This is a genomic window from Ruegeria sp. BG9, from assembly GCF_056538305.1.
Window position 1 is genome coordinate 20,647 of the sequence record NZ_JBQFSY010000009.1, and the last position, 24,017, is coordinate 44,663.

Below are 24,017 nucleotides of genomic sequence, written 5' to 3' on the forward strand. Positions count from 1 at the left end.
GTGCCCACTTTTCGGGTTACGCTTACAACGCGCCCTTCGTTGACGGAATCGCATCCGCCTTGCGCGGGTCGGTTTCGACCGCATCACGCAGGGCGCGGGCAACGGCCTTAAAGGCAGCCTCAGCGATATGGTGGCTGTTGAAACCGTGCAGCTGGTCGATGTGCAGCGTGATGCCGCCATGGGTGCTGAGCGCCTGAAAAAACTCGCGAACCAGCTCGGTGTCGAAGGTGCCGATCTTCTGGGTGGGCAGGTCCACGTTCCAGATCAGGAACGGGCGCGCGGACAGGTCCAGCGCACAACGCACCTGAGCGTCGTCCATAGGCAAATGACACTCGCCGTAGCGGCGGATGCCTTTCTTGTCGCCCAATGCCTGCGTCAGAGCCTGACCCAGCGCGATGCCGGTGTCTTCGACCGTGTGGTGGTCGTCGATGTGATAGTCGCCCTTGGCGCTGATCGTCATGTCGATCAGCGAATGACGCGCCAACTGATCCAGCATGTGGTCAAAGAAGCCAACGCCGGTCTGGTTGTCATACTGGCCGGTGCCGTCCAGATTGACCTCGACCGAGATCTCGGTCTCGGCGGTCTGACGGCTGATCTTTGCGCTGCGCATGGGCGAATTCCTTTTGCTACAGGCGCGCTTATAGACGGGGTTGGGCGGGTTGATCCAGTGCCCGCAGCGCAATCGGTACAAACTGTTGCAGGGGATTGCACACAGGTCCGGGCCATGCCAGCCTGCCGGAAACTCAAGTCAAAAGGCCCGGCACATGTCCACCTGCGTTTTTATCCAGATCCGCTGCAAACCCGGCACCACCTACAAGGTCGCCGAAGAGATCGCCCTGCGCGAGATTCACTCAGAGCTTTATTCCACCAGCGGCGAATACGACCTGCTGCTGAAGCTCTATATCCCCGAAACCGAGGATGTGGGCCATTTCATCAACGAACACCTGCTGGTGATTCCAAACATCGAACGATCCTTGACCACGATGACGTTCAAAGCGTTCTGATCTGAACCTGCACTCTTGATGCGGCAGAATCGGCCCGGTAGCGAAAGACATCCGGGCCACAGCTAAACACAGACGCTCAGGCACCGCGTTCACATCGAAATTGATCAGTTGGAAAAGTTTGCATCTGGAGCGGGCGAGGCGATTCGAACGCCCGACCCTAACCTTGGCAAGGTTATGCTCTACCCCTGAGCTACGCCCGCATCAGATACATATGTTGGTCCGAAGACCTTAACTCAATGGAGCGGGCGAGGCGATTCGAACGCCCGACCCTAACCTTGGCAAGGTTATGCTCTACCCCTGAGCTACGCCCGCGCCGTTGAGTGAGGAGGGATGTATAAATTCCCGCGCGAGCCTGCAAGCGGAAAAAGACAAAAACCTGTAAAAATCTTTCGACGGAAATTCGGAGCTGACGCGTTGAATGGGTAATGAGGCTTACAAGGCGAAGGGACGCGTGATGAAATCAAGGGCATTGGCCGAAATGAAGACGGCACTGTTGGCGGCGCTGATTGTTTTCGCGGTATTGCTCTGCCCGCCCGAGGACGATCCGTTGGCCGAGGTCCCCTCCCCTATGTATGAGCGGCAGATTTTGACCGGATAGGCAATCTTGCCGGGACCTGCCAAAAGGGTATCGCATTCGGCGTAGGCGTGGTCCAAGCTGACCTCTGCGGACGGGCGCCAAATGTCGATCTCTCCGCAACGACCCTAGCAGCCAACAAGCCGCTTGCCAGTTACGGCATTTACCGATGAAGGCGCAGGATGTAACACCGGAGAAAGGAGCCCGGCAAAAACAGGACGAAGATGCAGGTTGTTATCCACGCAGGCGTGGCCTTTTCCGACAATGACCGGTTGATCGAAACCCTTATCGCGAACGCGTCGGTTCTGAACCAGCAGCGGGTCATCCCTCTGGACCTCGCGCAGGGGCGGCAGTTTGTGAAAGTCGCCTCAGATTCCATGACAACCGGAGTGCCTCTGCCAGAGGTTCTTATAGGCCTGAATGAGGTTCTTCCCGACCGCACCACTTGTGATCGCGTTGTCCTGTCCAGCGACAAGGTTTTTGGCCCCAGACGAGCCGCGATTCTGCACGGGCAGTTTTATCCAAATGCGGCCGAGCGGATTGCGTTCCTGGACCGTGTTCTAGAGGCGGATCAAATCGAGCTGTGTTTAGCGCTGGTGAACCCAGCGAGCTTCATCTCGAAACTGCTGATGTCCCTGCCCGAAGAGCGGCGGAAAGCCGTTCTAGGGAACACCGACCTGAGCAGCCTGAACTGGCTGACCATGATCAACGAGTTGCGGGAAACGGCTCCGAACGTTCAGATCACGCTCTGGGCCAATGAGGACACTCCGCTTATCTGGGGCGATATCCTCAGAACGCTTGCAAGACTACCCGATAAGGCGGCCCTGCAACATGAATACGCGTTCCTTGCCTCAGTGCTAACGGACGCGGGCCGTGCAGAACTAACGCAACTGTTGGAACAAATAGCGTGGCAGGATCGGGACATGCTGCGGGATAGTCTGACCCATCTGTTTGATGAACATGCCGACCCGGCGCAGATCGAAGAAGAGCTTGAGATTTCGGGTTGGAATTCCGATGTGGTCAGCGCGTTTTCCGAGATCTACGAACAGGATCTCGCGGCACTACGCGCCATGCCGGGCGTAAGGGTGCTGCAGCCCTGACACGGGCTGCATTGCATTACATACCCAGCGCTTCCTTATACATTTCGAGAACCGCCTCTTCTTCGGCGATATCATCCTTGTCGCGCTTGCGCAGAGCGACCAGTTTGCGCATGACCTTGGTGTCGTAACCGCGCGCTTTCGCTTCGGCCATGACCTCTTTCTGTTGCTCGGCCAGATCTTTCTTTTCGGCATCCAGACGCTCGATCCGTTCGATGAACTGGCGCAGCTCGCCTGCTGTCACGCGGTAGTTGGCGGCGGCCTGATCTTCGGTCATGTCTTCCATGTAGGTCTCTCCCAGAGGCTGAATTGCGATGCTGAGACATCGGGCATGGTGCCGGATACATTGCCGGTGCCCGGGTCGCAAGCACCCAATCCCATGGGCGGGCTTGTCGGCAGGCCCCTGATCCGCTAAGCGCAAAAACACGGCACCAGCAAAGGCAGGCAACCATGTTCGAAATCATCACCTGGGGCGGCGCCGCCCTGTCAGTGGCCGGGCTTGTCGGTCTGATCTGGTGTATTCTGCGCGTAATGAAGGCCCGCAAAGCGGGCCTTTCAGATGACGAACTGCGCGCTGTTGTTCAGGGTGTTCTGCCCTGGAACCTTGGGGCGTTGTTTCTGTCGGTCATGGGGCTAATGCTGGTCATCCTCGGCATTTCGCTGGGATAACCCGACCGATCAGATCGGCAAATTGTCAAACCGCGCTTCCATCGCGTCCTCGCACAGGGCCGCATCCAGTCGGCGCATGCGCGACGGAACATGCATCCCCTGCTGACGCATGCGATCTACGATCTTGCTGAAACTGGGCTGCAGCGCCAACCGGGTATCCAGACACGCGTTCTGAAGTTTTTGCTCTAGCTCTTGCGCTTCGAAATAGAGGTTATCTGTCGTCATTGTGATCCTCCCAATTGTCAGTATCCCCGATATAGGTAACGCGGATACGACACGAAGATGCTACCGGAAACGATGGCGGTTTATTGCCCGCTAAAATACCCTGTTCGGCAAATCTGCGCGTCTGGGTTAAAGTTTAGGCAAATTTCATCTGTCGTGCCTTGACGGACATCAAAAACCAAACTGGCTCTTGTATCATATTCTGTTTTTCTTATATGTCGTCTAAGTGGAGGAGACCATGAAGCCAAAAGTGAAAGCGTTCTTCGACGACCAGACCTTTACGGTCTCGTACGTCGTCCACGAAGACAGTAGCCGCGCTTGTGCGATTATCGATAGCGTTCTGGATTTCGATCATGCCTCGGGCCGGACGGGGACAAGCTCTGCCGATCAGATCATCGCTTATGTGCGCGACAATGACCTCAAGACCGAGTGGATTTTGGAAAGCCATGTGCATGCAGATCACCTCTCGGCTGCGCCATATCTGCAGCAGGAACTGGGCGGCAAAATCGGGATCGGACATCACATCGTCGAGGTGCAAGAGACCTTTGGCAAAATCTTCAACGAAGGGACCGAGTTCCAGCGCGATGGCAGCCAGTTTGATGCCCTCTTCCGCGAGGGCGACAGTTTCCACATCGGACAGATGCGAGGCGATGTGCTGCACACACCCGGTCATACGCCGGCCTGCCTGACCTATGTGATCGGCGATGCCGCTTTTGTCGGCGACACCTTGTTCATGCCCGATTTCGGCACCGCACGATGTGATTTCCCGGGCGGCTCATCCGAGGTGCTTTTTGAGTCGATCCAGAAGATCCTGTCTCTGCCCGATGAGACCCGCATTTTTGTGGGGCACGACTACAAGGCTCCGGGCCGGGATGAGTATGCGTGGGAGACAACGGTGGGCGAGCAAAAGGCGCTGAACATCCATATCGGGAAAGGTCGCAGCATCGAAGAGTTCGTTGAAATGCGGAATGCGCGCGACGCGACCCTTTCCAAACCCCGGCTGATTCTGCCGTCGCTTCAGGTCAATATGCGCGCGGGCCAGATGCCCCCGGCCGACGAACAGGGCGATGTTTTCCTGAAGTTGCCGATCAACAAGCTGTGACCTGCGCCAACAGTATAGGATGGACATAGAATGAACCCGGACTGGATATGGGGCCTTTGTGGCGGCATCCTGATCGGCTGCGGCGCTGCGCTTTACCTGCTTGGCAATGGCCGGATCATGGGGGCCAGTGGCATTCTGGGAGGTTTAATCGACGGCCCGGCAAGGCGCGAGAAACTGGCATTTGTCGTGGGACTGATCGGTATGCCGCTGATCATGAGCCGCCTGATGAGCGAACAGCCTCAAACTCACCTGACAGAAAATCTGGGCCTTCTGGTCGTGGCCGGGCTGCTGGTTGGCATTGGCACGCGGCTGGCCAACGGATGCACATCGGGCCATGGGGTCTGCGGCATCTCTCGGTTTTCTCTGCGCGGGATTGTTGCGACCCTCATCTATATCGCTGCTGGAGCGGTGGTTTTGGCCTTGTTCCGCCACGGTTTGGGGGTGATCTGATGCGGTTGTTGATCGCTTTGCTATCGGGCGCGCTTTTTGGCGCGGGGCTATTGCTGTCGGGGATGACGGATACTCAAAAGGTACAAGGCTGGTTGGATATCTTCGGCGCATGGGACCCGACTCTGGCCTTTGTCATGGGCGGCGCGATTCTTCCCATGTTGGTCGCGTGGCGCGTGACCAAGACCCGCCAACCGTTGACTGGCGGCACATTTCCCGCACCTGCACGGACCGAACTTGACCGAGGGCTGATCCTCGGCTCAGTCCTGTTTGGCGCAGGCTGGGGATTGGTCGGCCTATGCCCCGGCCCAGCCATGGCGGCACTGTCCTATGGCGGGACCAGCAGCGCCGTCTTTCTGGTTGCGATGGCGGCGGGGATGCGGTTGGCGCCGGGGCTGCGCGCGCAACTGGACAGGGCGGCCAACGCGGCCTAATCAATTGGCATGGAGATTCGACCAATAACCCCCCGCTACGCCGTGTCCCCGCAGATCACTGTCGAGGACGTACCCGCCATTGCCGAGGCCGGCTTCGTCAAGGTTATCTGCAACCGACCCAATGCTGAAGTTCCCGAGATCATGCAATCAGATGCCATCGGAGACGCGGTCCGCGCAGCCGGGCTGGAATACGAGGTGCTGGAACTGACCCACCAGACCATGACGCCCGAAAACGTCGCCCGGCAGCGGGGTATGGCCGAAAATTGCTCTGGCCCGGTTCTGGCGTATTGCGCGTCCGGCACGCGTTGCTCGGTCGTTTGGGCTCTGGGTCAATGCGACCAGATGAGTACGGATGAGATTCTGACTGCTACCACCAATGCTGGATACCAATTGGAGCAGCTGCGCCCAACTTTGGATCAGTTGCGCAACACGTCGGACTAAATCAGAACTCTGTTTTCTCCGAGCCATCGAGACCCGCAAGTTGCGAGATTTCCGCGACCATTCGATCGGGTTCAACAAGGCTCAGGTCGTCGTCGACCGGATCGGCAACCGAGGGGCTCGCGACCAGATCGAGAGGGTCGGACAGGATATCTACGCCTGTGTCAGCCATTTCGCCCCGGACATTGGCGGGGCGGCTTTCTATGAATTCGGCGGACTCCAACGCGTCCAGCGCAGGCAGCGGTACGTTTTCATTCAGCCGAACCGCGCGCATCCCGCCCGACTGCCCCAGACGCCCGACCGAGGCGCGTGTGCGCTCGATGGTCAGAACCTCAGTCCGGTCCAACCGCGCGCCAGTCAGCGGTAACAGGCTGCCCACCTCAAGCGCCGACAGATGCGCCAAAGGCAACCTCATCCGGCACACCACGGCGTTCAGCTCGGCCCGGACAACGCCTGATGACTGCTTCAGCCGAGGGCCCGTATCGACGTCCAGCTCGGTCTCAGCCTCATCCGGCGCGGGCGGATCAGGCAGCACAATCGTGATCTGGCCCTGACGCAACCCGCCAGCAAGCTCCACTGTCAGATCAAAAACGCGGTAGCTGTCGGCCACCAGCGACAAGGTCAGGCCGCGCAAATCCGCCGCCCGTGAGGTATACTCATACCCAGTCAAACCCTGCTGATCTGCCGCATCGACCAGACCGACGGCGCGGCGCAATGCATCCTCGACCAGCGGGGCGGCCATGGCGGCGTCCGTATAGGTAAAGCCTCTCGCGGCGGGCGCGTCCGGTGTAACCTCACCAATTGTTTGGGTCTGAACGATGGCCGAGACGCAGTTCAAATCCAGACAGGCCGCGGCAACCCCCTCTGGCCCCGTAAATTTCAGAAGCAGCCAATCCTCGGGCAATGTGGCCGCAAGGCCAGCCTGCGGCCGGTCTGCCTGCTTTGCACCAATAATAGCCAGCGGAAGATTCAAACGCTCACCTGCGGCCCGCGCAAAGCCCAGACGCAACGCCCGCAGGATCGAGCGGGGTCGATCCCCCAAATCCCCCTGCCCCAATGACAATTTACGCGCCAGAGCGGCGCCGGCCGATTGTGCCATGGCTTCGGTACCATCCGATTTCTTGTCGTGAGTCTTGGTGTAACCCGGCAGAGGTTACGAACTTCTTTAAACTGAACTATTGCGCCGCTTGTCGGTAGGCCAAAGGCAGGCTGACCCGGAACGCCGCGCCGCCCTGCCCCGGCAGATATGTGATATCACCGCCCAAACGGTGCATGATCTCGCGGCAAATCGCCAAACCCAGCCCGGCACCGCCGGCCTTATCCCCTCCGACCCGCGCGAATTTCTCAAAGATCATCGACCGCGCCTCAGGCGGCACCCCGCTGCCATTGTCGATGAAGTCCACAACCAGCTGCCCGCCCACATCATGCGCCGAGATCGTCAGAACGGGCTCGTCAGCATCACAGTATTTTCGCGCGTTGGAGATAAGGTTGATAAACACCTGCCCCAAGCGGTCGAGATCAGTTTGCAAGGGGATACGCTCGGATGCCTTGCTGCGCCGCACAATCAGCCGCTGATCCGTGCCCGCCAGCGCGCTGGAGATCGACCGATCCAGAACCGAACGCAACGTATCGTCGCCGAGGTTCAGCCTGACCTGCCCGTTCTCAAGAACGCTGAGGTCGAGCAGATCGTCCAGCAGACGTGTCAGGCGAAGCGCCTCGTCGTGAATGATTGCGGCATAGCGGGTCTGTTCTTCGTCGCTCAGCCCCTGGGTGTCGCGCATGATCTCGGAAAATGCCCGGATCGAGGTCATAGGCGTGCGCAATTCATGACTGACTTGGCTGAGGAAGCTGTCCTTCTGCTCGGATATTTGGGTGAGCTTTGCGTTGGCATCGCGCAACTGGCGTGCCGTGCGGCTAAGTTCGGCAGATTTTTCCTCCAACTGACTGGAGTATTCCAGCAATTGCGCGGATTCGTCGGCAACTGCCAGGAGGTCCTCGACCGATACCGAGGCACCGCCCACGATCTGCCCGATCATCGCATGTGCCGTCGCCGCTCCTACTGAGCCGCTGAGCTCCCTCTCAAGCCGGGCCAGAAACCCGGGTGTCGGCTCGGGCAATGGTGAGCGCCCGCCCTGAAGCTCGGCCTCGCGCTGGAATAGTTCCTGGGCGGGCAATGTGCCCAGAATGCGCTGGGTCATAATCATCAAGTCTTCACTTTGCGCAACCGACCCGGTCCAACCGCGCGGCGCGACCGAGTGGTCAAAGACATTGACGAATTGCGCGCCCTGAAGCCGCTCCAACGGGCTGGGAAAGCTCAGCAGGGATGCGACGCAGAACACCACGGCATTCAGGGAAATCGACCACATCACGGAATGCACCATTGGGTCGATACCTTCGATCCCGAACAAGGCCTGAGGTCGCAACCATGCAATACCAAATGGTCCGTTCAGTAGCACACTCTCGGGCATCCACGCCGCCCCCATTCCGGGAAGAAGCAGCGTGTAGATCCATAGAACAAAACCCACGGTCAAACCTGCCAGGGCACCGGTTCTGGTGGCTCCGCGCCAGAACAATCCGCCGACCATCGCCGGCAGGATTTGCGAAATACCGCTAAAGGCTACCAACCCGATCGAAGCCAGCGCCGCGCCGCCGCCAGACAGGCTGTAGTAGAAATAACCGAGCGCCATGATCGCAGCGATCGAGATACGCCGCGCCATCAGTACGATGTTGCGCACGTCTCCCGGTACAGACCCGACCCGCTCGTGCGTGTTCAGCCAGATCGGCATCACGACGTGGTTCGACACCATCGTCGACAGGGCCATTGCCGTTACGATCACCATCGAGGTCGCTGACGAGAACCCTCCGATAAAGGACAGCATCGCCAGACCGTCCTTGCCCTGAGACAACGGTACGGTAAGAACGAACAGATCCGGGTTGGACCCTTCCGGCAGCATATCAAGCCCGACAACGGCGATGGGGACGACAAACAAGCTCATCAGAAGAAGGTAGAGCGGAAAAGCCCAGGCGGCGGTGCGCAGATGGCCTTCGTCATCATTCTCAACCACCATCACCTGGAACATGCGCGGCAAGCACACAAAGGCGGCGGCGGACAGGAAAATAAAGGTCGTCCAGCGACCGGCATCCACTTGCCATTTACCAATTTCGGAGGCGTCGATGCGCTCCATCATCGGGCCAAAGCCACCGGCAACGCCCCAGACCACGAAGATACCGACAGCCACCAGCGCAAAAAGTTTGACCACCGACTCGACCGCAATGGCTGTGACCACACCGTGGTGGCGTTCATTGGCATCCAGATTGCGGGTGCCGAACAGGATCGCAAACATCGCCAGCCCAGCCGCCACCCAGAACACGCTGGAGCCTTCGCGATAGAGGCCCGAGGGGTCGGCCTCGGCAAAGATCGAGAAAGACAGGGTAATCGACTGCAATTGCAGCGCGATATAAGGCGTGCCGCCAATCACGGCCAAAATCGTGACGCACACAGCAAGCGTGTTCGATTTGCCATAGCGCGAGGACAACAGGTCCGCGATCGAGGTCACGCGCTGGCTGCGCCCGACCCGAACCAGTTTGCGTAGCCCCCACCACCAACTGATCATCACAAGCGTCGGCCCGAGGTAGATTGTCACGAACTCCAACCCCGACCTTGCCGCGTTGCCAACTGCGCCGTAAAAGGTCCAAGCCGTGCAGTAGATCGACAGGGACAGCGTGTAGATCAAAGGGGAGCGCAGCCATTTGCCCCTCCCCGCAGCCGCCATTCTGTCTGCGGCAAATGCCACGCCGAACAGCAGAACGACATAGCCCAGACAGACCAGAATCAGGACGTTCAGCGTTGCCATCAGCCCGCATCCGCCTCAGAGTTGTCATCCGCGCCGGTGCGCCGGGCGATGAAGCCAAAAATTAGGCTGACCAGAATCAGACCGATCCAGCAGGCGAAGATGTAGAAAATCGCCGACGACAGCGGCACACCGCCGGTTTCAGACTCGGCATCCGGCCACAGCAGCGGCAACACCAACAGCGCTCCGCCTAGAAATGGTAGTAACCGAGCCGAATCCGCCAACCTACGCCGGCGATAGCTTTGCCGTTCCAGAAACAACGAGGGCCGCGCACCGCGCGACGTGCGGTCCTGACCCTCGGGCGAAGTCATAACTGCGTTGCCTGCGCATGCAGATCGCGCACGGCGGTCAGCACCTCAGCGTTGGAAAACGGTTTGGTCATAAAACGGCTGACACCCGCATTCTCGGCCATCTCACGATCTCTGGACTGCCCGCGCGCGGTCAGCATCAGAACCGGCAGGTCCTGCATTTCGTCCAAGGCGCGCAGATCGCGCAGAATGTCCATCCCACTCTTGCCCGGCAGCATTACGTCCAGAATCACCAGATCAGGCTGCGCGCCCTGAATGACCTGAAGCGCATCCGCACCATCGCCATGTGTCTCGACCTGCCACCCCTCACGAGTCAGCAAGAACCGGATGGCCTCGGCGATGTTGGGCTCATCCTCAATTAACAGAACCTTACGGCTCATTTGTGTATATCCTCCCGATGACTGGCCTCCACCCCGGAACCAGTCATCGCCAGATTAAGCGGTTGTTCGGGAACCTGTCAAAAGCCTTCGCTGAGAATTGACGGCTCGCGACGAGAACCGCAATCGCCGCTTGGGCAAATCCGGCAGCTTGGCCCGACCCGTGTCGCCTTTGAGTTCGGTTCGGCCTCGACCAGCGGCCATATCAGCATGGCCGCGCGATATGAGGGTTCCTGATCGTATCCGGACACGCCATGCGGCCAGGCGTAGGCGTGACATTCGAACATCGCGGCGGCCCGCCCTTGTTGCGCGACCTGGCGTCTGATCGGAACCAGCGGCCGGTTCAACGCGGAAAACAGCGGCCAGTGCGGGCAGGCCTCGCCGTGGCGCGGCAGTGACAGGCCGGGGACAGGCTTCAGAAACAGGATACTGCCTGAACCGTCGCAAACCACCAGCCCCACTGGGCGGTTCAGCACCTCTTCGGGCTGGCTGGCCAAGCGTCGGAACACTGTCGGCAGATCGACCGAGAATCGCTGCGCCAGTTCCAGAGGGTTCAGGTCACCATCCGCCAGAGTGGTTTTGAGGTCATCCAGCGGCATGGCCTTGGCATCAGCCTCACTCTGCTTAAGCCATTCCCCTGCAAGGTTACGTGCAGCCAAGGTATTTAGACCCTCTAGATCAATGACCTCTGTCCCTTGCCCGGCGTCGAGTTCGGGAAAACTGTAGCCGCGCGACTCAAGAAACACCTCGACCTCTTCCAGCGGTGCGCCACGCGGGTCTTTCGACGTATCGCTTTCGTCCAGATAGGTCACCAGCGCTTTAGAGCTGTCGGCCAGTCGTTCGGCATCCTGATGAAGGTTCTGGTGGAACCGATCCTGCCACTCGGCGTCGATATCCTGCGGGTCTGCCAGAATCGCTGCTGTCGACCGAATCGCCGCTGCAGTCGACAGCACTTCGTGCATGGAGGCCGCCAGATGCGGGTCATGGGTCAACCGATCCGAAAGCGTTGCAACCGTCCGTTCCAGCGACACCACACGACGATGCATCTGCGCCAAAACCCCGGACCAACCGGGAAAGCGGCCTGCGAATTCCTCAAGCGTTTCAATCTCGGCTTGCTGGCCCACCGCATCGGCCGCCGCTTCGCGCAAAGCCGATATCAAGGTTGCTTCGATCCCTTGCGTCAACACGGACGGCTCAACCGCCAGCGCCCCGGCGATATCGACCAGCAATTTGCCCCCGATCCGGCGGCGGTTGTGTTCGATCAGGTTCAGATAAGAGGCCGAGATCCCCACCTGACGCGCAAGCTCTGCCTGTCTCAGACCCGCGATCTGCCGCCGTTCGCGGATCCGGCTACCGGTCAGCAAATCCCGCATGATCAAAGTCCTCAGTCACGTTTAGCTATCTTTGGCTGGCCGTGTTTTCAGTTTATCCTATCATTTTCTTGATGTTATGCATCAGTTTTCAGGATGAATTGACAAGATTAACAACTTCCGGTCCTCGGCAGTACCGCCAGACGCGCTTCGCCCCTTCTCATTTCCTGCATTTACCGCCACCATATGGGTATGAGCGATCCTGCTTTTGAATATGCACCCATCGGCCTTGTCGAATTGGAAAACCGCATCATCCGACGGTGCAACTTGCAATTTGCGCGCACCTTTGGCGGGGATGAAGCCGAATACAACAACATGCCCTTGCTGCATCTCTACCCTTCGGTCGCGGATTGGGAGAGAATCGGACAACGCAGCCTGCAGGTGATGCGCGACACCGGCTACTACACCGATGAACGGGTGATGCGCCGCCGGAACGGAGACCTGTTCTGGTGCCGCGCACGTGGGCGATCGCTGACCCCTGACGACCCATTTCGCCATGGAATCTGGAGCTTTTCCGACATCTCGGAGGAGCGCCCGCTGGTAGAACTGACCGTGCGCGAGCGCGAAGTGGCGATCCTGTCCTGCCGCGGCCTGTCTGCCAAGGAAATCGGGATGGAGCTGGGCTTGAGCTACCGTACGATCGAGGCCTACCGCGCCCGGCTGCTGGAAAAATTCGGTGCTCGGAAACTGCCAGAACTGGTCGCAAAGCTCTCTGGTATGCCCCTGTAGGTACAACCACTCACGACAAACCATCCAAACCCCCTGTTTTCAGGCTTAAACGGCGCTTTTCATGGCTGCTTGCTTAGCTTATAACCCTGCGTAATCAGATCGAAGCCCGCGTAGATACAGACGGGCCAAAGGGGAACCTTCGAGGATACTCATGACAGATACCAAACACGAAGCGGATGTGGCGTTCATCAAAGCCTTGGCCGAATTGCTGCGCGAAAATGACCTGACCGAGTTGCAGGTCAAACGCGAATATGGCGAGGAAGACAGCCTGAACGTGCGCGTCAGCCGCGCAACGCAGGCGGTTGCCGCTCCGGTTCAGGTCGCCGTTCCGGCCGCAGCTGCAGCTCCTGTCGCTGCCGCGCCGGCCCCTGCAGCAGCCCCCGCAGCCCCCGCCGCGGATGTGGAAGACCCGGCCAGCCATCCCGGCGCTGTGACCTCACCCATGGTCGGCACGGTTTACATGCAGCCCGAGCCCGGCGCGCCCTCTTTCGTTTCGGTCGGAGCGTCCGTTTCCGAAGGAGACACGCTGCTGATCGTCGAAGCGATGAAGACGATGAACCACATCCACGCGCCCAAGTCGGGCACCGTGAAACGCATTCTGGTCGGCGATGGCGACGCTGTGGAATTCGGCACCCCTCTGGTCATCATCGAGTAAGGCGGGCCCATGTTCGACAAGATCCTGATTGCCAACCGAGGCGAGATCGCCCTGCGCGTCATCCGCGCCGCGCGCGAGATGGGGATTAAGACGGTCGCCGTCCACTCCACCGCCGACAGCGACGCGATGCATGTGCGCATGGCGGACGAATCGGTCTGCATCGGCCCCCCGCCCAGCCCGCAAAGCTATCTGTCCGTCCCCGCCATCATCTCGGCCTGTGAGATCACCGGCGCGCAGGCGATCCATCCCGGCTATGGCTTCCTATCCGAGAATGCCGAGTTTGTGCAAATCGTCGAAGACCACGACATCACCTTCATCGGCCCCACCGCCGAACATATCCGTGTCATGGGGGACAAGATCACCGCTAAGGACACGATGAAAGCGCTGGGTGTGCCCTGCGTTCCCGGCTCCGACGGTGGCGTTCCAACGTTGGAAGACGCCAAGCGTATCGGTGAGGAATTCGGCTATCCTGTCATCATCAAAGCCACTGCGGGTGGCGGCGGTCGCGGCATGAAAGTCGCGCAGACGGCGGATGAGATGGAAAGCGCCTTCATGACCGCACGTGCCGAAGGCAAAGCCGCCTTTGGCAATGATGAGGTTTATATCGAAAAGTACCTCACCACGCCGCGCCATATCGAGATTCAGGTCTTCGGTGACGGCAAAGGCAATGCCGTCCATCTGGGGGAGCGCGACTGTTCGCTTCAGCGTCGTCACCAGAAGGTGTTCGAAGAGGCCCCCGGTCCCTGCATCACCCCCGAAGAACGCGCCAAGATCGGCAAGATCTGCGCCGACGCGGTGGCCAAGATCAACTATATCGGCGCGGGCACCATCGAGTTCCTGTACGAAAAAGGCGAGTTCTACTTCATCGAGATGAACACCCGCCTACAGGTGGAACACCCGGTGACCGAGGGCATCTTCGGCGTCGATCTGGTGCGCGAACAAATCCGCGTGGCCTCGGGCCTGCCGATGTCGTTCGGGCAGGATGACCTTGAGATCAATGGTCACGCCATCGAGGTTCGGATCAACGCGGAAAAGCTGCCCAACTTCTCGCCCTGCCCAGGCAAGATCAGCGCGTATCACGCACCGGGTGGCCTAGGCGTGCGGATGGATTCGGCGCTCTATGATGGCTACTCGATCCCGCCCTACTACGACTCGCTGATTGCCAAGCTGATCGTTCAGGGCCGCGACCGCGCCGAAGCGCTGGCCCGTCTGGAACGCGCTTTGGGAGAGCTGATCGTAGACGGCATCGACACCACAGTGCCTCTGTTCCACGCACTCTTGCAGGAGCCGGACATCCATAGCGGCGACTACAATATCCACTGGCTGGAGCATTGGCTTGCGGAGAATATGGCCGACTAACCCCACAGGGCCGGTAGGCGTGCGCCGCCCGGCCCTTGGATGCTTCCCATGAGCCTGTCACCAGAACTTTTGCTGCATGGCTATTCGATCGGCATTTTCCCGATGGCCGAGCATCGCGATGACCCGGACCTGTTCTGGGTCGACCCCAAATTCCGCGGGGTTTTCCCACTGGACGGTTTCCACATCTCGCGCAGCCTTGCACGGCGGTTACGGAGATGCGGCTTTACCATCTCGATCAATCAGGATTTCGAAGGCGTCGTCGATGGGTGTGCCGATCGTGCGGACACATGGATTAACGCCGAGCTGCGCGACCTGTATCGACAGGTGTACAACGCAGGCCAAGCGCATTCTCTGGAAGTATGGGAAGACGACCAGCTTGTCGGAGGCGTTTTCGGAGTGGCTCTGGGCGCTGCGTTCTTTGGCGAGAGCATGTTCTCACGTCGCACCGACGCCTCGAAAATTGCGCTGGCTTATCTGGTGGACCGCCTGCGACAGACCGGTTTTCAGCTATTCGATACACAGTTTCTGACCGCCCATCTAGCCTCACTCGGCGCGATCGAAATCCCCCGGAGTGACTATAGAAAAGCGCTGGAAGAAGCGATTGGTGATAGCGCCGACTTTGCCGCCGAGGTGCCTCAGTCCGCCGATGGGGTGATACAGCGGATCACCCAAACGTCGTAGCGCGAATGGTCCAAAGCGTTCAGCGCCGGAGAGGTCGCGATCATCCAACCGTCGAACAACTGCTCCGCCTTGCCCTGTTCCCATATGGTCAGGAAGGCAAACGCATCCCCGGTCGGGTTATCGACGGGAAAGCGGCAATCCCCCAAGGCGACATCCAGACCAAAGACGGCCTGTGTCTGACCGGTCTGTAGCTCAACATCCACGGTCTGACCGTTGACCTTATCCAGGCCGCGCAACATCGCGCCGGGTCCGGACTGAACCGTTTGCTGTGCCGTCGCGGATGTCGCGGCCAGCGCCAACGCAAATGCCAGAGCGCGCATCATTCGCTGCCGTCTCCGGCGACGAACTTCACCAGCAACGAGATCAGGCTGACCGCGCCCTGCGTATCTTCGATCTGATCGCCGGGCTCAAAATAGAACGGAGACCCGCCGGGCATCACCTCAACAAAATTGCCCCCCAACAGCCCCTCGGACGAAATCACGATGGCACTGTCATCTGGCACGAGGACACCATCCGCGACCGAAAAGGTCGTATCAGCGCGGTAGGTCTCAGGGTTCAGGGTCACGTCGGTAACGGTCCCGATTTTGACACCCGCAAGGCGCACATCGGTGCCGACATTGACACCTTCCAGCGACCGGAAGGACGCGCCCAGCTCATATCCGGCACTGCCTTGCGACAGGCCGGTGGATTGGCTGGCATAAACACCAAACGCGACGGCGCAGGCCAAGACGGCACCGCCGACGAATACTTCGGTCCAGTTGTGGGTCGACATTGCTCGCCTCGTCTTATTCCGGGCTCCAGGCCTCGTAGTCCTTACGCTCAACAGGCTCTGTCCGGCGCAAGGACCCCGCAGGGGTGTAAGCAAGCGCGGTGCCTGTCAGGTTCTCCTGATGCGGTTTTTCCCAGGCCTTGTGCGCCAGCGGTTTGTCTGTCGGCGGCTCATCCCAGGTGCGGTGAAGCCATCCATGCCAATCTGGATCAACCCTACTGGCTTCAGCCTCACCATTGAAAATCACCCAGCGTTTGCTGTCATCGGCGGTTTTATAAAAGACGTTGCCTTCATTGTCCTCGCCAACTTTAACACCTTTACGCGCAGTGAAAATCTGTGTGTTAAGGGTTGCCCCGTTCCACCAGGTTACGGCCCGTAAAAGAGTGTTCAGGATGCCCATGATCCGCCTCCGGCAATTCGGTCCCGAGAAGGTATGACCCAAAGGCGCGCCAAGGTCCAGTACCCGCCGCGAAACTGCGTCACTGCGGCAATAAAGCGGTCACTTCGATCTCGATCCGGTATTTTGTGTCGATCAAACCGCATTCAATCATCGTCGCGGCTGGAGGATTGGCTCCAAAAACTTCGGATAAAACGGGCCAGCAAGGCTCGAACTCGGTCCGGTCGGGCAGCATGTAGGTCACACGAACAACATCGGCGAAACCTGCGCCAGCCTCTACCAATGCTTTCCCAATGACGTCCAAGGCTGATCTGCATTGATCTACAACGCTCTCACCCTGTCCAACAGTGCCGGAAACGTGAACCCAACCTCCGGCCACCACGGCTCGGCAATAGCCGACCTTGCCCTCAAATTCACCACCTGAAGAGATACGCTTGATTGCGGTCACGGCTCATTTCTCCGAGTATTTGAAAGTCATGAGGTTTTGCGAGGCTTTGCCTCGCGCTCCAGGATATTTTTGGCCAGATGAAGTGGAGGATCCCTTGTTCATCTGGCTGGAAATACCTCGGGGGAGGCGCCTGAAGGGCGGCGGGGGCAGCGCCCCTTACCCCTTAACCAGCTGACGCCGACTCCGGCACCGCATCCGCATAGATGATCAGCGGTTGCGAGTCAGAGGTCACGGCCTCTTCGTTTACAACCACTTCGGTCACATTCTTGAGCCCCGGAAGTTCGAACATCGTATCCAGCAGGATATCTTCGAGGATCGAACGCAGCCCCCGAGCGCCGGTTTTTCGCTCGATCGCTTTCTTGGCGATCGATTTCAGCGCCTCATCGGTAAAGGACAGTTCAGCATCTTCCAGCTCGAACAAACGCTGGTATTGTTTGACCAGAGCATTCTTGGGTTTGGTCAGGATGGTGACCAGAGCGTCCTCGTCCAGATCCTCCAACGTCGCCAGAACCGGCAGACGACCGACGAATTCCGGGATCAACCCGAATTTCAGCAGATCTTCCGGCTCGAGGTCCTGGAAGATTTCGCCAACGCCACGCTCGTCATTGTCACGTACGTCAGCGCCAAAGCCCATTGCCGAGCCTTTGCCGCGCTGCGCGATGATCCTATCCAGACCGGCAAACGCGCCGCCACAGATGAACAGGATATTAGTGGTGTCCACCTGCAGGAACTCCTGCTGCGGATGTTTACGTCCACCCTGAGGTGGAACCGAGGCGACGGTGCCTTCCATCAGTTTCAGCAGCGCCTGCTGAACACCCTCACCCGAGACGTCACGCGTGATCGACGGGTTTTCAGACTTGCGCGTAATCTTGTCGACTTCGTCGATGTAAACGATGCCACGCTGCGCGCGTTCGACATTGTATTCGCTGGCCTGAAGCAGCTTCAGGATGATGTTCTCAACATCCTCACCCACATAGCCAGCTTCGGTCAGCGTCGTTGCATCGGCCATAGTGAACGGCACATCCAGAATACGCGCCAGCGTCTGGGCCAGCAGCGTCTTGCCGCAACCGGTCGGACCGATCAGCAGGATGTTCGACTTGGCCAATTCAATATCACTACCCGCTTTCTGGGCGTGGTTCAGACGCTTGTAGTGGTTGTGGACCGCAACCGACAGAACCCGCTTGGCAGTTGCCTGACCGATTACGTAGTCGTCCAGAACCTCGCAGATATCCTTGGGTGTCGGTACACCGTCCGAGGATTTCAGACCGCTGGCCTTTGTTTCCTCGCGAATGATGTCCATGCACAGCTCGACGCATTCATCACAGATGAAAACGGTCGGGCCTGCGATCAGCTTGCGCACCTCATGCTGGCTTTTTCCACAAAAGCTGCAGTAGAGCGTGTTTTTGCCGTCACCGCCTGAATTCGTCGCCATGATCTACCTTTCGGGCTTCGTCTCTGCGCCCCTACCTTCGGGGCGCGCTTGCGCATGTTCGTGCAGCTTAGGCCAGCGCTCTGGCGGCTACAATCTCAAAATGGGCCCGCACTTGGCACGCGGGACGCGTTTCTTAGGCCTCTTCCGTATCCATCTTGGCACGGTTTTCGACGATCTCGTCGATGTGGCCCCAATCCTTGGCCTCTTGGGGACTCATGAAATTGTCGCGATCCAGAGCCTTTTCAACGGACTTCTTGGTCTGCCCGGTGTGACGTACGTAGATGTCATACAAGCGATCTTTCAGCTTCTGCGTCTCAGCGGCATGGATCATGATATCGCTGGCCTGACCCTGATATCCGCCGCTGGGCTGGTGAACCATGATACGGCTGTTGGGCAGCGAAAAGCGCATACCTGTCTCACCGCCGGCCAGCAGGACCGAGCCCATTGAGGCCGCCTGACCGATGACCAATGTGGAACATTTAGGCTTGATGTACTGCATTGTGTCGTAAATCGACAAACCGCTGGTCACCACGCCGCCGGGCGAGTTGATGTAGATCGAGATTTCCTTGTTCGGGTTTTCCGCCTCAAGATGCAGTAACTGTGCGACGATCAAATGGCTCATCCCGTCGTGAATCGGACCGTTGATGAAGATGATCCGCTCTTTGAGCAGACGCGAGAAAATGTCATAGGCGCGCTCCCCCCGGCTGGTCTGCTCAACGACCATGGGCACGAGCGTATTCATATAGGTATCTACTGGATCGAACATTCGGAACCTGCCTGCTTTGCTATGGATCGGGACATTATCCCAACAAGAGTTACCCGAGTCTTAGTGTCGCCATTGGGGGGCTGCAAGGGGGGCCGACAAGAACGACCTTGCAAACTGTTCGCAAGATACGGCGGCCCTTGTCTTCGGCTCCCACCACACAGGGGCCGAAACCGGCACTTTTTCGCATACAGTCGATCTGATCACGGTATTTTGATTCATGCATATGGGCGCAAAAGTGCAAAACAAGCAAATTGGATGTACTCATCCGGTAATTAGTATATGGCAGGCATCACCCATAGCGGGATCGTAAGGAACGAAGTATAGATGGCACTCCCCCAAGTAACCCAGGACACCCCTTCGGCAGAGCTTGACCAAATGGTTGAAAACGCGTCGCGGGCGGCGAATTTTCTGAAGGCAATTAGCCACGAAGGGCGTCTGATGATCCTGTGCCATCTGGCGTCGGGCGAGAAATCTGTCACCGAGCTGGAGACCCTGTTGTCCGCCCGCCAGGCCGCCGTGTCGCAGCAGTTGTCGCGCTTGCGGCTAGAGGGGCTGGTGACGCCCCGCCGCGACGGCAAAGCGATTTATTACCGACTGGCCGATGACAAACCCCGTCGGATGCTGGAAACCGTCTATGAGCTGTTCTGCAGCGAAAACACAGGGCACTAATAGTTTGCACGGCAGGCCGCAGGCGTAGACGCAACTCGACCCCCGGTAAACCGCAAAAGTGCTAGCCTCCTCAGTAAGATACTGGTACCGAAGGCCTGATCGAGCATGAAGGAGAAAAACATGATCCGCGCAATTCTGATTGGCCTGAGCCTATTTGCATTGACCGCCTGCGAAACCGCCAAAGGCGCGGGCAAAGATATCGAAAAAGCCGGCGATGCGATCCAGAACGCAGCCTCGGACGTGCAGGAAAACCTCTGACTTACACCTTCATCTTGCGGATCGCAGGATGACGCACGCAATATATTGTTGATGCGGTGGTCTGAACTGGCTACTATATAAGCACAGGTGCATAGACGCGGCATTGCATCATCTGACGTTAACACGGGGCTCTTTTGCACATGCGAAAGAGCCCCGTTCCCATTCTGACGAGGGGTGGGTGGTAGCCTGTATGAAGCCAGCAAGGGAAAAGGCGTCAGGTGCGCAGACGCGGTCTTTGCATGCGCCCTTGCGGGCAACCCCTGACGCCTTACCCGGACGAAGTTTGTCCTAAGACCACTTCGATCCAGTTGCCCCGGCCCCCGAAGGAACCGCAGCCGCCGCCACAAACTCGAAAGTCGCCGCGACGCACAAAGCCCACTTGAGAAGATGATCCGTCGACCCAAGGCACGAAGCCCCAACTCGATGCATCACCAACCGGTAAGTCCTTGCAAAATATAGCCAATCCTAAGATCAACATCTCCTGCGTAGACCCCCTTGGCCTTTGCATCCCGCCTTCTGATCCGAGGAACTCCAGCGGTGAAACTAATCTTGCATTGCACCCTCTATCGGGCAAGAAAATAGCACTGCAGCATGGAAATCAGACGGGGATAAGTTGTTGATATCTGCCGGGAGGGTACTGTGGATAACTCCGGATTTCTCGACAACCACGTAGGGTTATAATTGCAAAACTCTTTTCGCCAAACTCTGACCGGAATATTGCGATTTGCTGCAGGTGCAAACGGCAACAGACGATAAACTGATCGCAAATTTCAGGAACTGACAACGCCGCACCGTCCGCAGAACCGAATCGTTCGGACCGAAACGGGGCTAAGTTCCCTACTAAAAACATGCGCTGTCGAGCATATGCACAAGACGGTATCTAGAGTGAGGCTTGCGCCCGGTATTGGTTCTTAACCGACGCTTAAAAACGCCAGCCGTGCTGAAGTCGGTCGCGGAGGCAAAACAGATAAGTTCGCAAAAGATCGACTGGACAAATCCTTCCCAGCAGAATCTGCGGCATTCGGCGGACAAGATGCCATACTTCTGAAATGGAGCTTGGACCGGACGGCGAAATTTCACCACGCGCGACCCCGCGCTGAAGGTTCGCGAGATCCCAATAACACGGGCCGAGGAACACCGCTTGTAAACCCGGCATATACTGGATCCTGTCGCGCTCGGCGAAATCACCGTCCGGTCCGCCTCCTCACTGTGGAGACGAGTATTCCGATATTGAGAAGCGTTCCGACCCGGACAGTTTACCTACTATTCTGTCGTCGTCAAAATCAGGCGACAGTCTGTACCCCCTACAGTCCGGCCGGGCCGGAAACGCTTCAGTTCACCTGACGTTCCAGAACGGTGCTGTAGGTAGTTCCAGTCCGCAGGCTACGGAAATCCGCATAAATTCGCCCGTCCTGGTAGCGCGCGTCGATCAAAGCGTTCACGCCAATCGCCGGCTCGGCCGAGCTTTCGACGATCCCGATTTTTCCCGAGCCATCCTGGCTGATGGAACCGGTGGCCTCGTACATCGTCCAGTCATCCATGGCATTGCGACGCCACATACTCGGCCCCCAAAAGACATTGTCGTTCTGAGCCTGAATTTCGAGCACCCATTCCGACTGGTTAAATCGCGGCGCATCACCGGTAGCCGAATTCGACGGCGAAACTGTAGTCTGGCTGGCCGTCCAAATACCGCGCAGATCAGGTGTGTTTTCGGCAGCAGCGGCAGTACCAAGGGCTAGGCTCGTGGCCAGAGCGGCTGCTCCGGCAGTCATAAATCTGGTCATGGTCTCTTTCTCCCTGAAATCGGTGCCATCTCTGGCTGTGTTCAACAGATTGGGAGGAGCGCGACGGGATACAACTTTCCTGAAGGAACCTTCATCAAGCGTTCATGCTGTGTTTGATCGTGCAGCCCGCTTTCCGCTCTATACATCCGGCGCCTCACTCGGTAAGGAGAGCCCTTCGACGATCATCCGCGTATAAGACGCTCTGAGGGTGACCGCAGCATCCCAATGAGCCGAGCCATGAAACAAACACTTCAAGACGCCCTTGATCGCAAAGGGTATGACACGCTGACCCCTGTCCAAACCGCCGTATCCGCACCCGACCTGCAAGGTCGCGACATGTTGGTTTCAGCGCAGACCGGATCGGGGAAAACCATTGGCTTCGGCCTCGCTATCGCCCCAACCGTTTTGGGCGACGCGGATGTATTCGATGCGGCTGACACGCCTTTGGCGCTGGTCATCGCGCCGACACGCGAATTGGCGATGCAGGTCAAACGCGAACTGGCATGGCTCTATGCGGATGCAGGGGCATTCATCGCGTCCTGTGTCGGCGGCATGGATATGCGAGACGAGCGGCGAGCGCTGGCCCGTGGTGCACATATCGTGGTTGCAACGCCGGGTCGCTTGCGCGACCATATCATGCGCGAGTCGATTGATCTGACCGCCGTGCGCGCCGTGGTTCTGGATGAAGCCGACGAAATGCTCGATCTGGGATTCCGCGAAGATCTTGAGTTCATTCTTGAACAGACACCGTCCGAACGTCAGACGCTGCTGTTTTCCGCTACGGTTCCCCGCGCCATCGCCTCCCTCGCCGCCCGCTACCAGCGCGATGCCGAGCGTGTCAGCACCGTCAGCGAGCGCACGCAACATGCCGATATCGAATACCGCGCAATGAATGTGGCCCCGCGCGATGGTGAGAACGCAATCATCAACGTGCTGCGCTTCTACGAGGCCCCCAACGCCATCATCTTCTGCAACACCCGCGCCATGGTCAGCCGCCTGACAGCGCGGTTGTCGAATCGTGGATTCTCGGTCGTGGCCCTGTCCGGCGAGTTAACGCAGAGCGAACGTTCGAATGCGCTGCAAGCCATGCGCGACGGGCGCGCCCGCGTCTGTGTGGCGACCGATGTGGCCGCGCGCGGGATCGACTTGCCTAACCTTGATCTGGTGATCCACGCGGAACTACCGAACAGCCATGAAACGCTTCTGCACCGCTCGGGCCGAACCGGACGCGCCGGGCGGAAAGGCGTCAGCGCGTTGATCGTACCGCCCGCATCGTTCAAAAAGGCGCAACGCCTGCTGAAATTCGCCAAGCTGACCGCCGATTGGGGATCTGCACCCTCGGCCGATGAGGTTCAGGCGCAGGACATGCAGCGGATGTTTAGCTCGGATGACTGGACCGTGGAAGTAACCGAGGGGGAAAGTGCGCTGGTCGACGATCTGGTCTCGCGCTTTTCACCGCAGCAACTCGCGGCGGCCTATCTGCGTCAATACGGGCGCAAACATTCCGCCCCGGAGGAGCTGAACGACACGCCCGACGCAGCGCCAAAGCCGAACGCACCCTTTGGCCCAAGCGTGTGGTTTTCGCTGTCGGAAGGACACAACGAAAACGCCTCGCCTCGCTATTTGCTGCCCATGTTGTGCAAGGCGGGGAAGATCACCAAAGACGATATCGGCGCGATCCGCATTTCTGACACCGAAAGCCATATCGAGATTCGCGAAAGCAGTGTCGCAAGTTTTCTGAAGGCCATCGGCCCCGAGATGACGGTCGAAGGCACCAAGACCCTTGTGCAACTGGACGCGCCACCCGCCCTTTCCGGTGGTGGCCGCAAAGGTCCCAAGCGCGACTTCAAAGGCAAGAAACGCCCCGAACGTCCGGCCCGCGCAGCTGAGCCTCAGCCCGCAAAACCGCGTCGCAAACCGGCCGAAAAACCCGAGCCCGAAAAGCGGCCCAAACGGGATCAGGCCCCCTCGGGCGATCAGCACAAGAAACCAGCGCGCCGTCCGAAAGGCCCGCCTCCGCCCAAAGGCAAGCCAAACAGCAAGAAAAACCGCGCGCGTGCGGCTGCGATGAAGGGTGGCAACGCGATGCCCAAGCGGAAAAAGTAAACCGCCTTAGCGCACGTGGCAGGTAGTGCAAGCGAAGAAATTTATTTTCTTTGCCACACCATATATTGACA

The 24,017-nt window shown here is 58.7% G+C and carries 30 protein-coding genes and 2 tRNA genes; 14 read left to right on the forward strand and 18 right to left on the reverse strand.

From position 1 onward, the window contains the following. Window positions 1-22: 22 nt before the first annotated feature. Complete coding sequence (gene hisB / locus ACR0I8_RS15900; protein ID WP_170460832.1) at window positions 23-610, reverse strand: imidazoleglycerol-phosphate dehydratase HisB; 588 nt, start codon at window positions 608-610, stop codon at window positions 23-25. A gap of 154 nt (window positions 611-764) precedes the next feature. On the opposite strand from hisB, the gene ACR0I8_RS15905 reads away from it, so the two are divergent. Continuing rightward, on the forward strand, window positions 765-1,004 hold the full coding sequence (locus ACR0I8_RS15905) for an Lrp/AsnC family transcriptional regulator (protein WP_050602861.1): 240 nt from the start codon (window positions 765-767) through the stop codon (window positions 1,002-1,004). 125 nt (window positions 1,005-1,129) lie between these two features. Here the strand turns inward: ACR0I8_RS15905 and ACR0I8_RS15910 are convergent. The 3 genes from ACR0I8_RS15910 to ACR0I8_RS15920 form a co-directional block, all read right to left on the reverse strand. After that, window positions 1,130-1,204: transfer RNA gene (locus ACR0I8_RS15910), tRNA-Gly, on the reverse strand. 37 nt (window positions 1,205-1,241) lie between these two features. Then, window positions 1,242-1,316: transfer RNA gene (locus tag ACR0I8_RS15915), tRNA-Gly, on the reverse strand. Window positions 1,317-1,436: 120 nt separating this feature from the next. Then, a complete protein-coding gene (locus ACR0I8_RS15920; RefSeq protein WP_170374917.1) occupies window positions 1,437-1,658 on the reverse strand; it encodes a hypothetical protein in 222 nt (73 codons plus the stop codon). A 144-nt stretch (window positions 1,659-1,802) separates the two neighbouring features. Between ACR0I8_RS15920 and ACR0I8_RS15925 the strand changes: the two genes are divergently transcribed. After that, entirely contained in the window at window positions 1,803-2,678 is an 876-nt protein-coding gene (locus tag ACR0I8_RS15925; RefSeq protein WP_170691787.1) for a hypothetical protein, read from the forward strand. A gap of 16 nt (window positions 2,679-2,694) precedes the next feature. On the opposite strand, the gene ACR0I8_RS15930 is transcribed toward ACR0I8_RS15925, so the two are convergent. After that, window positions 2,695-2,961, reverse strand: coding sequence for a DUF2312 domain-containing protein (locus tag ACR0I8_RS15930; protein ID WP_170374913.1), 267 nt, complete (start codon window positions 2,959-2,961; stop codon window positions 2,695-2,697). Between the two features lie 164 nt (window positions 2,962-3,125). On the opposite strand from ACR0I8_RS15930, the gene ACR0I8_RS15935 reads away from it, so the two are divergent. Continuing rightward, complete coding sequence (locus tag ACR0I8_RS15935; protein ID WP_170468076.1) at window positions 3,126-3,344, forward strand: hypothetical protein; 219 nt, start codon at window positions 3,126-3,128, stop codon at window positions 3,342-3,344. A gap of 9 nt (window positions 3,345-3,353) precedes the next feature. On the opposite strand, the gene ACR0I8_RS15940 is transcribed toward ACR0I8_RS15935, so the two are convergent. Next, on the reverse strand, window positions 3,354-3,569 hold the full coding sequence (locus ACR0I8_RS15940) for a hypothetical protein (RefSeq protein ID WP_170468079.1): 216 nt from the start codon (window positions 3,567-3,569) through the stop codon (window positions 3,354-3,356). Window positions 3,570-3,804: 235 nt separating this feature from the next. On the opposite strand from ACR0I8_RS15940, the gene ACR0I8_RS15945 reads away from it, so the two are divergent. From ACR0I8_RS15945 to ACR0I8_RS15960, 4 genes are read left to right on the forward strand one after another with little or no spacing between them, the layout of a single operon-like run. Further along, entirely contained in the window at window positions 3,805-4,668 is an 864-nt protein-coding gene (locus ACR0I8_RS15945; protein WP_170691785.1) for an MBL fold metallo-hydrolase, read from the forward strand. A 30-nt stretch (window positions 4,669-4,698) separates the two neighbouring features. Continuing rightward, window positions 4,699-5,118, forward strand: coding sequence for a YeeE/YedE thiosulfate transporter family protein (locus ACR0I8_RS15950; protein ID WP_170691783.1), 420 nt, complete (start codon window positions 4,699-4,701; stop codon window positions 5,116-5,118). Continuing rightward, window positions 5,118-5,549 (forward strand): DUF6691 family protein, encoded by a 432-nt coding sequence (locus tag ACR0I8_RS15955; protein WP_170554091.1) that lies wholly within the window; start codon window positions 5,118-5,120, stop codon window positions 5,547-5,549. Before ACR0I8_RS15950 ends, ACR0I8_RS15955 begins: the two co-directional genes overlap by 1 nt. 9 nt (window positions 5,550-5,558) lie before the next feature. Beyond that, window positions 5,559-5,990, forward strand: coding sequence for a TIGR01244 family sulfur transferase (locus ACR0I8_RS15960; RefSeq protein WP_170691780.1), 432 nt, complete (start codon window positions 5,559-5,561; stop codon window positions 5,988-5,990). Between the two features lies 1 nt (window position 5,991). On the opposite strand, the gene ACR0I8_RS15965 is transcribed toward ACR0I8_RS15960, so the two are convergent. The 5 genes from ACR0I8_RS15965 to ACR0I8_RS15985 all read right to left on the reverse strand — a co-directional run bounded on the left by ACR0I8_RS15965 (window position 5,992) and on the right by ACR0I8_RS15985 (window position 11,896). Then, a complete protein-coding gene (locus tag ACR0I8_RS15965; protein WP_170691779.1) occupies window positions 5,992-7,086 on the reverse strand; it encodes a FliM/FliN family flagellar motor C-terminal domain-containing protein in 1,095 nt (364 codons plus the stop codon). A 76-nt stretch (window positions 7,087-7,162) separates the two neighbouring features. Beyond that, window positions 7,163-9,841 (reverse strand): ATP-binding protein, encoded by a 2,679-nt coding sequence (locus tag ACR0I8_RS15970; RefSeq protein ID WP_170691776.1) that lies wholly within the window; start codon window positions 9,839-9,841, stop codon window positions 7,163-7,165. Next, window positions 9,841-10,149 (reverse strand): hypothetical protein, encoded by a 309-nt coding sequence (locus ACR0I8_RS15975; RefSeq protein ID WP_170691774.1) that lies wholly within the window; start codon window positions 10,147-10,149, stop codon window positions 9,841-9,843. Before ACR0I8_RS15975 ends, ACR0I8_RS15970 begins: the two co-directional genes overlap by 1 nt. Beyond that, window positions 10,146-10,526, reverse strand: a complete 381-nt coding sequence (locus ACR0I8_RS15980; protein WP_170374893.1) for a response regulator — start codon at window positions 10,524-10,526, stop codon at window positions 10,146-10,148. Before ACR0I8_RS15980 ends, ACR0I8_RS15975 begins: the two co-directional genes overlap by 4 nt. Before the next feature lie 77 nt (window positions 10,527-10,603). Continuing rightward, complete coding sequence (locus tag ACR0I8_RS15985; RefSeq protein WP_170374891.1) at window positions 10,604-11,896, reverse strand: helix-turn-helix transcriptional regulator; 1,293 nt, start codon at window positions 11,894-11,896, stop codon at window positions 10,604-10,606. 189 nt (window positions 11,897-12,085) lie between these two features. On the opposite strand from ACR0I8_RS15985, the gene ACR0I8_RS15990 reads away from it, so the two are divergent. The 4 genes from ACR0I8_RS15990 to aat all read left to right on the forward strand — a co-directional run bounded on the left by ACR0I8_RS15990 (window position 12,086) and on the right by aat (window position 15,317). After that, entirely contained in the window at window positions 12,086-12,622 is a 537-nt protein-coding gene (locus ACR0I8_RS15990; RefSeq protein ID WP_170460784.1) for a LuxR C-terminal-related transcriptional regulator, read from the forward strand. 151 nt (window positions 12,623-12,773) lie between these two features. Further along, window positions 12,774-13,277, forward strand: coding sequence for an acetyl-CoA carboxylase biotin carboxyl carrier protein (accB, locus tag ACR0I8_RS15995; protein ID WP_170468101.1), 504 nt, complete (start codon window positions 12,774-12,776; stop codon window positions 13,275-13,277). A gap of 9 nt (window positions 13,278-13,286) precedes the next feature. Continuing rightward, window positions 13,287-14,636 carry an acetyl-CoA carboxylase biotin carboxylase subunit gene (accC, locus tag ACR0I8_RS16000; RefSeq protein ID WP_170691772.1) on the forward strand — a complete coding sequence of 450 codons (1,350 nt, stop codon included), beginning with the start codon at window positions 13,287-13,289 and terminating at the stop codon, window positions 14,634-14,636. A 48-nt stretch (window positions 14,637-14,684) separates the two neighbouring features. Then, window positions 14,685-15,317 (forward strand): leucyl/phenylalanyl-tRNA--protein transferase, encoded by a 633-nt coding sequence (aat, locus tag ACR0I8_RS16005; RefSeq protein ID WP_480703384.1) that lies wholly within the window; start codon window positions 14,685-14,687, stop codon window positions 15,315-15,317. On the opposite strand, the gene ACR0I8_RS16010 is transcribed toward aat, so the two are convergent. From ACR0I8_RS16010 to ACR0I8_RS16035, 6 genes are all read right to left on the reverse strand, one after another. Further along, complete coding sequence (locus tag ACR0I8_RS16010) at window positions 15,272-15,640, reverse strand: DUF2155 domain-containing protein (protein WP_170480279.1); 369 nt, start codon at window positions 15,638-15,640, stop codon at window positions 15,272-15,274. The two genes, aat and ACR0I8_RS16010, sit on opposite strands and share 46 nt — an antisense overlap. Beyond that, the gene (gene mlaD / locus ACR0I8_RS16015) at window positions 15,637-16,089 is read right to left on the reverse strand and encodes an outer membrane lipid asymmetry maintenance protein MlaD (RefSeq protein WP_170468107.1); all 453 of its coding nucleotides are present in this window, start codon (window positions 16,087-16,089) and stop codon (window positions 15,637-15,639) included. Before mlaD ends, ACR0I8_RS16010 begins: the two co-directional genes overlap by 4 nt. Window positions 16,090-16,102: 13 nt before the next feature. Beyond that, window positions 16,103-16,486 (reverse strand): NADH:ubiquinone oxidoreductase subunit NDUFA12, encoded by a 384-nt coding sequence (locus ACR0I8_RS16020; protein ID WP_170480282.1) that lies wholly within the window; start codon window positions 16,484-16,486, stop codon window positions 16,103-16,105. Between the two features lie 79 nt (window positions 16,487-16,565). Next, complete coding sequence (locus tag ACR0I8_RS16025) at window positions 16,566-16,931, reverse strand: RidA family protein (protein ID WP_170374876.1); 366 nt, start codon at window positions 16,929-16,931, stop codon at window positions 16,566-16,568. A gap of 163 nt (window positions 16,932-17,094) precedes the next feature. Beyond that, window positions 17,095-18,363, reverse strand: a complete 1,269-nt coding sequence (gene clpX, locus ACR0I8_RS16030; protein WP_170374874.1) for an ATP-dependent Clp protease ATP-binding subunit ClpX — start codon at window positions 18,361-18,363, stop codon at window positions 17,095-17,097. 133 nt (window positions 18,364-18,496) lie between these two features. After that, window positions 18,497-19,129: an ATP-dependent Clp protease proteolytic subunit gene (locus ACR0I8_RS16035; RefSeq protein ID WP_170691768.1), complete on the reverse strand. Its 633-nt coding sequence runs from the start codon at window positions 19,127-19,129 to the stop codon at window positions 18,497-18,499. Window positions 19,130-19,453: 324 nt separating this feature from the next. Here ACR0I8_RS16035 and ACR0I8_RS16040 point away from each other — a divergent pair, with 324 nt between their 5' ends. After that, the gene (locus tag ACR0I8_RS16040; RefSeq protein WP_170691766.1) at window positions 19,454-19,798 is read left to right on the forward strand and encodes a metalloregulator ArsR/SmtB family transcription factor; all 345 of its coding nucleotides are present in this window, start codon (window positions 19,454-19,456) and stop codon (window positions 19,796-19,798) included. 120 nt (window positions 19,799-19,918) lie between these two features. Further along, a complete protein-coding gene (locus ACR0I8_RS16045; protein ID WP_170374868.1) occupies window positions 19,919-20,056 on the forward strand; it encodes an entericidin A/B family lipoprotein in 138 nt (45 codons plus the stop codon). Between the two features lie 1,331 nt (window positions 20,057-21,387). Here ACR0I8_RS16045 and ACR0I8_RS16050 read toward each other — a convergent pair. Next, a complete protein-coding gene (locus tag ACR0I8_RS16050; protein ID WP_170691764.1) occupies window positions 21,388-21,840 on the reverse strand; it encodes a hypothetical protein in 453 nt (150 codons plus the stop codon). Between the two features lie 237 nt (window positions 21,841-22,077). Here ACR0I8_RS16050 and ACR0I8_RS16055 point away from each other — a divergent pair, with 237 nt between their 5' ends. Next, window positions 22,078-23,946 (forward strand): DEAD/DEAH box helicase, encoded by a 1,869-nt coding sequence (locus ACR0I8_RS16055; protein WP_170691761.1) that lies wholly within the window; start codon window positions 22,078-22,080, stop codon window positions 23,944-23,946. The last annotated feature ends 71 nt before the right edge of the window (window positions 23,947-24,017 follow it).

What these genes read in the sequence shown, in the direction of transcription:
- hisB (WP_170460832.1), bottom strand. Translation starts at nt 610, where the DNA reads ATGCGCAGCGCAAAGATCAGCCGTCAGACCGCCGAGACCGAGATCTCG.
- ACR0I8_RS15905 (WP_050602861.1), top strand. Translation starts at nt 765, where the DNA reads ATGTCCACCTGCGTTTTTATCCAGATCCGCTGCAAACCCGGCACCACC.
- ACR0I8_RS15925 (WP_170691787.1), top strand. Translation starts at nt 1,803, where the DNA reads ATGCAGGTTGTTATCCACGCAGGCGTGGCCTTTTCCGACAATGACCGG.
- ACR0I8_RS15930 (WP_170374913.1), bottom strand. Translation starts at nt 2,961, where the DNA reads ATGGAAGACATGACCGAAGATCAGGCCGCCGCCAACTACCGCGTGACA.
- ACR0I8_RS15935 (WP_170468076.1), top strand. Translation starts at nt 3,126, where the DNA reads ATGTTCGAAATCATCACCTGGGGCGGCGCCGCCCTGTCAGTGGCCGGG.
- ACR0I8_RS15940 (WP_170468079.1), bottom strand. Translation starts at nt 3,569, where the DNA reads ATGACGACAGATAACCTCTATTTCGAAGCGCAAGAGCTAGAGCAAAAA.
- ACR0I8_RS15945 (WP_170691785.1), top strand. Translation starts at nt 3,805, where the DNA reads ATGAAGCCAAAAGTGAAAGCGTTCTTCGACGACCAGACCTTTACGGTC.
- ACR0I8_RS15950 (WP_170691783.1), top strand. Translation starts at nt 4,699, where the DNA reads ATGAACCCGGACTGGATATGGGGCCTTTGTGGCGGCATCCTGATCGGC.
- ACR0I8_RS15955 (WP_170554091.1), top strand. Translation starts at nt 5,118, where the DNA reads ATGCGGTTGTTGATCGCTTTGCTATCGGGCGCGCTTTTTGGCGCGGGG.
- ACR0I8_RS15960 (WP_170691780.1), top strand. Translation starts at nt 5,559, where the DNA reads ATGGAGATTCGACCAATAACCCCCCGCTACGCCGTGTCCCCGCAGATC.
- ACR0I8_RS15965 (WP_170691779.1), bottom strand. Translation starts at nt 7,086, where the DNA reads ATGGCACAATCGGCCGGCGCCGCTCTGGCGCGTAAATTGTCATTGGGG.
- ACR0I8_RS15970 (WP_170691776.1), bottom strand. Translation starts at nt 9,841, where the DNA reads ATGGCAACGCTGAACGTCCTGATTCTGGTCTGTCTGGGCTATGTCGTT.
- ACR0I8_RS15975 (WP_170691774.1), bottom strand. Translation starts at nt 10,149, where the DNA reads ATGACTTCGCCCGAGGGTCAGGACCGCACGTCGCGCGGTGCGCGGCCC.
- ACR0I8_RS15980 (WP_170374893.1), bottom strand. Translation starts at nt 10,526, where the DNA reads ATGAGCCGTAAGGTTCTGTTAATTGAGGATGAGCCCAACATCGCCGAG.
- ACR0I8_RS15985 (WP_170374891.1), bottom strand. Translation starts at nt 11,896, where the DNA reads ATGCGGGATTTGCTGACCGGTAGCCGGATCCGCGAACGGCGGCAGATC.
- ACR0I8_RS15990 (WP_170460784.1), top strand. Translation starts at nt 12,086, where the DNA reads ATGAGCGATCCTGCTTTTGAATATGCACCCATCGGCCTTGTCGAATTG.
- accB (WP_170468101.1), top strand. Translation starts at nt 12,774, where the DNA reads ATGACAGATACCAAACACGAAGCGGATGTGGCGTTCATCAAAGCCTTG.
- accC (WP_170691772.1), top strand. Translation starts at nt 13,287, where the DNA reads ATGTTCGACAAGATCCTGATTGCCAACCGAGGCGAGATCGCCCTGCGC.
- aat (WP_480703384.1), top strand. Translation starts at nt 14,685, where the DNA reads ATGAGCCTGTCACCAGAACTTTTGCTGCATGGCTATTCGATCGGCATT.
- ACR0I8_RS16010 (WP_170480279.1), bottom strand. Translation starts at nt 15,640, where the DNA reads ATGATGCGCGCTCTGGCATTTGCGTTGGCGCTGGCCGCGACATCCGCG.
- mlaD (WP_170468107.1), bottom strand. Translation starts at nt 16,089, where the DNA reads ATGTCGACCCACAACTGGACCGAAGTATTCGTCGGCGGTGCCGTCTTG.
- ACR0I8_RS16020 (WP_170480282.1), bottom strand. Translation starts at nt 16,486, where the DNA reads ATGGGCATCCTGAACACTCTTTTACGGGCCGTAACCTGGTGGAACGGG.
- clpX (WP_170374874.1), bottom strand. Translation starts at nt 18,363, where the DNA reads ATGGCGACGAATTCAGGCGGTGACGGCAAAAACACGCTCTACTGCAGC.
- ACR0I8_RS16035 (WP_170691768.1), bottom strand. Translation starts at nt 19,129, where the DNA reads ATGTTCGATCCAGTAGATACCTATATGAATACGCTCGTGCCCATGGTC.
- ACR0I8_RS16040 (WP_170691766.1), top strand. Translation starts at nt 19,454, where the DNA reads ATGGCACTCCCCCAAGTAACCCAGGACACCCCTTCGGCAGAGCTTGAC.
- ACR0I8_RS16045 (WP_170374868.1), top strand. Translation starts at nt 19,919, where the DNA reads ATGATCCGCGCAATTCTGATTGGCCTGAGCCTATTTGCATTGACCGCC.
- ACR0I8_RS16050 (WP_170691764.1), bottom strand. Translation starts at nt 21,840, where the DNA reads ATGACCAGATTTATGACTGCCGGAGCAGCCGCTCTGGCCACGAGCCTA.
- ACR0I8_RS16055 (WP_170691761.1), top strand. Translation starts at nt 22,078, where the DNA reads ATGAAACAAACACTTCAAGACGCCCTTGATCGCAAAGGGTATGACACG.